At 69.4% G+C, this 5235-nt stretch carries 2 protein-coding genes; one reads left to right on the forward strand and one right to left on the reverse strand.

Annotated elements, in window-relative coordinates:
- The first annotated feature begins 1053 nt into the window (after positions 1-1053).
- Entirely contained in the window at positions 1054-1473 is a 420-nt protein-coding gene (locus AOK22_RS20755) for an SHOCT domain-containing protein (protein ID WP_055700202.1), read from the forward strand.
- A 270-nt stretch (positions 1474-1743) separates the two neighbouring features.
- Here the strand turns inward: AOK22_RS20755 and AOK22_RS20760 are convergent, their stop codons facing one another.
- Positions 1744-4281, reverse strand: a complete 2538-nt coding sequence (locus tag AOK22_RS20760; protein ID WP_079036710.1) for a DEAD/DEAH box helicase — start codon at positions 4279-4281, stop codon at positions 1744-1746.
- Positions 4282-5235 lie beyond the last annotated feature (954 nt).

The raw sequence follows: 5235 nt of genomic DNA on the forward strand, positions 1-5235 counted from the left end.
CCGTGTGGGGGGGCGGGTGGCGGGGGCGTGCCGGCGTTGAGCACGCCGGACGAGTTCTTCGACGGCAACCACGTCGAAGAAGACATCGCGCCGGACCAGTGGGGCTGCGGGCGGTCTTTCGGGGGCAACTGCATCCGAAGACGCCCAAGAGGAGGACCGGGCCGCACGCGCCGCCATGGCCCGTGTGGTGGGCTCACCCCTTGTGGGGGATGCCGTCTTGTGCGGTACGTCGCTCAATTGAGGTGCAACCCGCAGAGGGAGAGAGGGAGAGAGGGAGGTCGCGATGACGGCCGGGGCCGGCCCCGTGCAGATGCCGACGATCGTCTTCAGCCCGGACACGGAGTCCGAGGGACAGGTCACCTAAGGGCTGGACAGTCTCGTGGCTGCGGGGCAGATCCTCGTGCTGGACCTGCTGGTCCTGTGCAAGCAGCCCGAGGGGGGATCTCGTTTCCGTCGGCTGTCAGGCGCAAGCCCTGGAGCCTGGCACCACGGCCTAGTCGGCGCTGCTGGAACACCGCTGGGCGGGGAGGCTGCGGCGCGCGGTCGGCGAGCAGGCAGGCGTGCCGGTGGCCGAGGGATTGTTCACCGGAGAAGCCCTTGGCCCCGGCGCCGCGGAACTGCGCTCGCTCCCCGCGCGGCGCGAGGAAGAACCGGAGGCACGATGAAGAGCCGCAGACAACGACAGGCGAAAGGTTCTGCCCGCCGCGGCGGGCCTGCGTGAAACCGGCAACGATGCCGCGGGCGCCCCTGGTCAGGGACGCTGTCCGGCACGTCAGGGACGCTGTGCGGCACGTTCTTGCCGGGAGCGGGCGTCGGTGCCACGGCCAAGGGGAGGGGGCATCGCGGTGCGGCGTGGTCCGCCCGGCGACGGGCTGAGGCCCCCGGTGCGGGCGCGCTGGCGGCGGTGGCGGACGGGCCCAGGCCGCGGTCTTCACGATCCGGTACGCCATCCGGTTACCGCAGGTGCGATCCCGCGCCTGCGCACCACTGCTGGGGCGCCCCGCGGGCGCCTGGCGCGCCGTTCTGGTCAACGGTGCGAGGAAGGAGAGGACTGTGAACGGTTCCGTCACCCTTGCGTACGACTATCCGCTGCTCAGCGTCTTCTGGAGCACGTTCTGGCTCTTCATGTGGATCCTGTGGTTCTACCTGCTCTTCCGCATCATCGGCGACATCTTCCGCGACGACACGCTCAGCGGGTGGATCAAGGCGGGCTGGATCATCTTCGTGATCGTGCTGCCTTTCCTCGGAGTCTTCGTGTACGTCCTGGTCCGGGGCCGCGGCATGGGCCGGCGGGACGCCGACGCGTTACAGGCCCGGCAGGAGATTTTCGACGCCCACATCCGCCGGACCGCGGCGCAGGACGTGTCCCGCACCAGCCAGGCCGACGAGCTGGTGAAACTGTCCCGGCTCAGGGAGCACGGCGACATCTCGGAGGAGGAGTTCCAGCGGGCCAAGGGCAAGGTCTTGAGCTGACTTCGACGGCGGCGGCAGCATCGTTGCGCCCCGCCTGGTAAGGGCTTCCGGCCGGGAGCGGCCGCGGGGCGGGGGACCCATCGGGGGCTGGGCGCCGGACGGGCTTGCCCTGATGCGGCCCGCCGCAGCGGCCGGCGGCCTCCTCACCCAAGCCCCTGCACGGCAAGGAAAGGGGGGCGGGCAGGGCGGCTGTGACGTTGTTCAGCGGCCCCACCTCAGCGGGGCCGGCCAGGACGATCCTGTCCGCCCCCGCCGCCCGTCCGCGCGCGGCTATGCCCACCGCATGCCGATGGCGGAGAGCAGCTCCACCCGCTCTGGTGTCAGCGTCGCGGCCCGGCTGCGTTGGTTGCTGACCCATGCACCAAGGCGATGCTCTCGAACCTCCTGGTCCTCGCTGCTGCCGCTGTTCCCGTCACCGCCGCCGACGATCCGTTCGACGTGCTTGCGCGGGACCTTGAGGTGTCCTTCGCGTTCGTAGAACTGCTGGGCGGCCTCATAGTTCATCGCCCACTTGTCGGCCTGCGTACGCCGCGGGGGCGGCTTCTCGTCCTGGGCGGCGGGTGTGATGCCAAGGACCCGCTCGCACATCCACTGCTGCACGGTCGTCAGAGTGTCCCAGCCGAGCCGGACCGAGCGCACCCACCGTCCGAGATCCTCGCCCTGGCGCACGACATCGCCCGGCGACGTGGGCAGCGCACAGCCGGCGTCCAAGTGGAGGCGGAGGAGGTGGAAGCACCGCTGCCATGCCACGGGCCAGGCCGGGCACCACGCCGGGTCGATGTCCTCCAGCTGCTCGCGCCGCTCCTCCGACAGCGCCCCAGCCGCCGACTGCACGAGCAGCCCCGCGGCACGCCGCTGCTCGTTCTCGGCAGCCCTCCTCGCTGCGGCCCGCGCGTTCTTCAGCCAGATGCCCACTCTGTAGCCCTGGTAGGTGGCGTCCAGCGGGGCCAGGAGGTGTCCGTGTCCGGCGGCCCACCCGCGCGCGGCGGACAGGCCTTCCTCCCACGCGACGTCGAAGTGCGACCACACCATGCCCAGCTTCTCCAACTGCACAACGCGGTCCTCGTCCATTTCCCCGCGGGCGTAGAAGCGGCGGGCATCGGCGATCCACTGCCCAAGAGGGAAGGAAGCGAGCACGGCCGGCCATCCCTCAGCCTTAGCCGCTGGGCTGTCGCCGCCGGGCACACGGTAGGTGAACGGCACCTTCAGATCGCCGTGCAGCCGCTGATAGATGACGGCGGCTTCCGCCCCGCGCCGCCAGTGCTCGCGCTCGGGGTTGAGGACCCGCAGGCTGATGAACGCGGCCAGCTGCGCCGGATCACGCGGCACGGAGAACTTCAGCAGCTTGCGCGCGGACGCCGATAGGCCGCCAGACCCGCTCCCCCCACCCCGACTCTCCTGGCCCAGCGCGGCCGCCGAGGCGGGCTTGTAGGCGCTGGGAGCCTGCTGCTCGGCGAGCTGCTCCACCACCCGGGCGTCATGCGCCCTGAGCGCCTCCAACAGCTTCGCCAACCCACCGAACGCCCGGCTGGTGAGCATGCTGTCCGCCGTCTCACCAGGCCCGAGCAGCACCGGCACCACGAGCGAGGCCATCTTGCCCTCACCGGGCTGCATCCGCAGCGCCCGGCCCACGGCCTGGACGAGATCAGGCATGGAACCGCGTACGTCAGCGAAGTACACGGAGTCGCAGTTCCTTGTGTCGACGCCCTCGCCCAGCACCTTCACCGAACCCAGGAAGCCCTTCTCCACGACCGTGCCGTCCGTGGCGACCCCATCGGCGAACTCGCCGAGGACCCGGCGCCGGTGGTTGGGTCTGTGCGCGCCGCACAGCCAGTCCGCCCAGATCGTCTTCGGATACAACTCGGGATCGGCGGCGTGCAACTGCACGGCGACGTCGGGGAGGCCGGCCGCGAAGGCCTCGGCTTCTTTGACGACGTGGTGGAAGACTAGTGTCCTGCGGAAGCCTTCCTCAGCTGAGGCCTTCACCAGCGCAGTCTGGAGTGCGGCGAGCCGGGCCCCGCGCACCTGCTCGGACCGTGCATCCTCACCCAGGAGCTGTGCAGCTTGGAGCTGGACATCGGTGATGTCCAGACACACCACCTGATAGGGAGCACAGATCCCGCGATCGATGGCCTCGGACAGTGTGAGGGTGTAGCAGCAGGCACCGAAGGGCCCCTCGGGGTCGTCTTCCATGCTCGCGACCAACTCGCCGGGTACGCCGGTCTCGTCCTCGTCCCCGAGCTGCCACAGCCGGGGTGTGGCCGTCATGTAGAGGCGGCGCAGCGAGGGAACTCGCTGGTTGTCGTGGACGACTGCCCACGGCTTGCCCAATCGCCCCGACGTCCGGTGCGCCTCATCGACCACGATCAGGTCCCAGCCCGGAAGGCCGGCTTGGTGTGTGCGCTCCAGCGTGCCGAGCCCGAGAGAGGCGTACGTGGCGAACACGGTGACCTTGTCGAACGGCCGCACCCAGTCGATAAGCTCATCCGCGTCCGTGGTGTTGGGGAAGGTCACGTCCTCGCCCCGCAGGGACGAGACCCCGATCATCGGGCCCGTACGGCCTGCCTCGCGCCACGCGGCCTCGGTCTGGGTGAGCAGGTCCAGTGAGGGGACGACCACCAGCACGCGGCCCGCACACAGCTCCTCTGCGCTCCGGGTGGCGACGAGTGTCTTGCCCGATCCAGTCGCCATGATCACCTGAGTCCGTAGGCCCCGAGCAGGAACCACTGATGTCCCGGGCAACTCAAGTGCCCGCAGCACCGCGTCCACGGCTTCCCGCTGGTGGGGACGGAGTTCCTTCACTGTCATTCCAATTTCCCTTACCCCAGGGCCAGGCATGAGGTCAGCTGCCGTGAGTAGATCTGAAACCAGGCCACAGCACCGGACCAGTTCGGGAAGTAAAGACCACCACCGTCGCCCGGATGTACTGACATCTGATTCCAGAGTCTATCCTCTCTTCAAAATGAAGCACGGGACCCAGAAACCTGCCGCATGTCGCCCGTGCACGCCACACAGTCGCGGCAAGCGAGCAGCCATACCCGGGTGCGAAGATCCTCGACCCTCCCCACGCCACACTGCCCGTCATGACAAGCGAATGGGAGCGACGGAACATGAGAAGGGTGACCAAGACCTTAACCGTGTCCGTACTGGCGGCAGTTGGGATCGCTGGGGGAGCGGCTACCTACTGCGGCCGCTGGAGGGCTTCTCCCGCCCCCTGGACCTGACGGTCTGGTGTGGGTGGAGGAGAACACCGGGGACGGGGGGCCTGGAAGGGGCCGCCGACCGTACTCGCAGTGGCCTGCGAAGGAGGCGGCAGAGTAGCGGCAACGATGGAATCCCAGCAGGCGCAAGTAGCCGAGCTCACAGTGGACTGGCCGACTGGCGAAGCGGGCCCGGAGTCCGTACCCCCCGGGACTACTGAGGGCTCCTTCACAGTAGGCATCGACACCTTGGCCGAGAACATTCGATGCGCCCCGACAGTGACTCACCCCGAGCAGCCCACCCCGCAGCCAGCCCGGGCCGAAGGCCCGTGAGCGGGCTACGCGAAGCGTGGCACGCCTGGTGACGCGGAGCGTCACCGTGGCTGGAGCGCAGCGGAAGCCACCGGCTGGCCGAAGGCCAGCCTCGCCTCGCAACGCGAGGCGCTTGCACTTCTGTTAGTGGTGCGCGCGCAGCGCGTACCACGAGGCGGTGAGCGAAGCGAGCCGCCTTTGCTCCCGCGGAGCGGGAGCGGAGCGGGAGCAAAGGCGGCTCGCTTCGCTC

The sequence above is a fragment of the Streptomyces silaceus genome (assembly GCF_001419745.1).
In the GTDB taxonomy this organism is placed as follows: domain Bacteria; phylum Actinomycetota; class Actinomycetes; order Streptomycetales; family Streptomycetaceae; genus Streptomyces; species Streptomyces silaceus.

What these genes read in the sequence shown, in the direction of transcription:
- AOK22_RS20760 (WP_079036710.1), bottom strand. Translation starts at nt 4,281, where the DNA reads ATGACAGTGAAGGAACTCCGTCCCCACCAGCGGGAAGCCGTGGACGCG.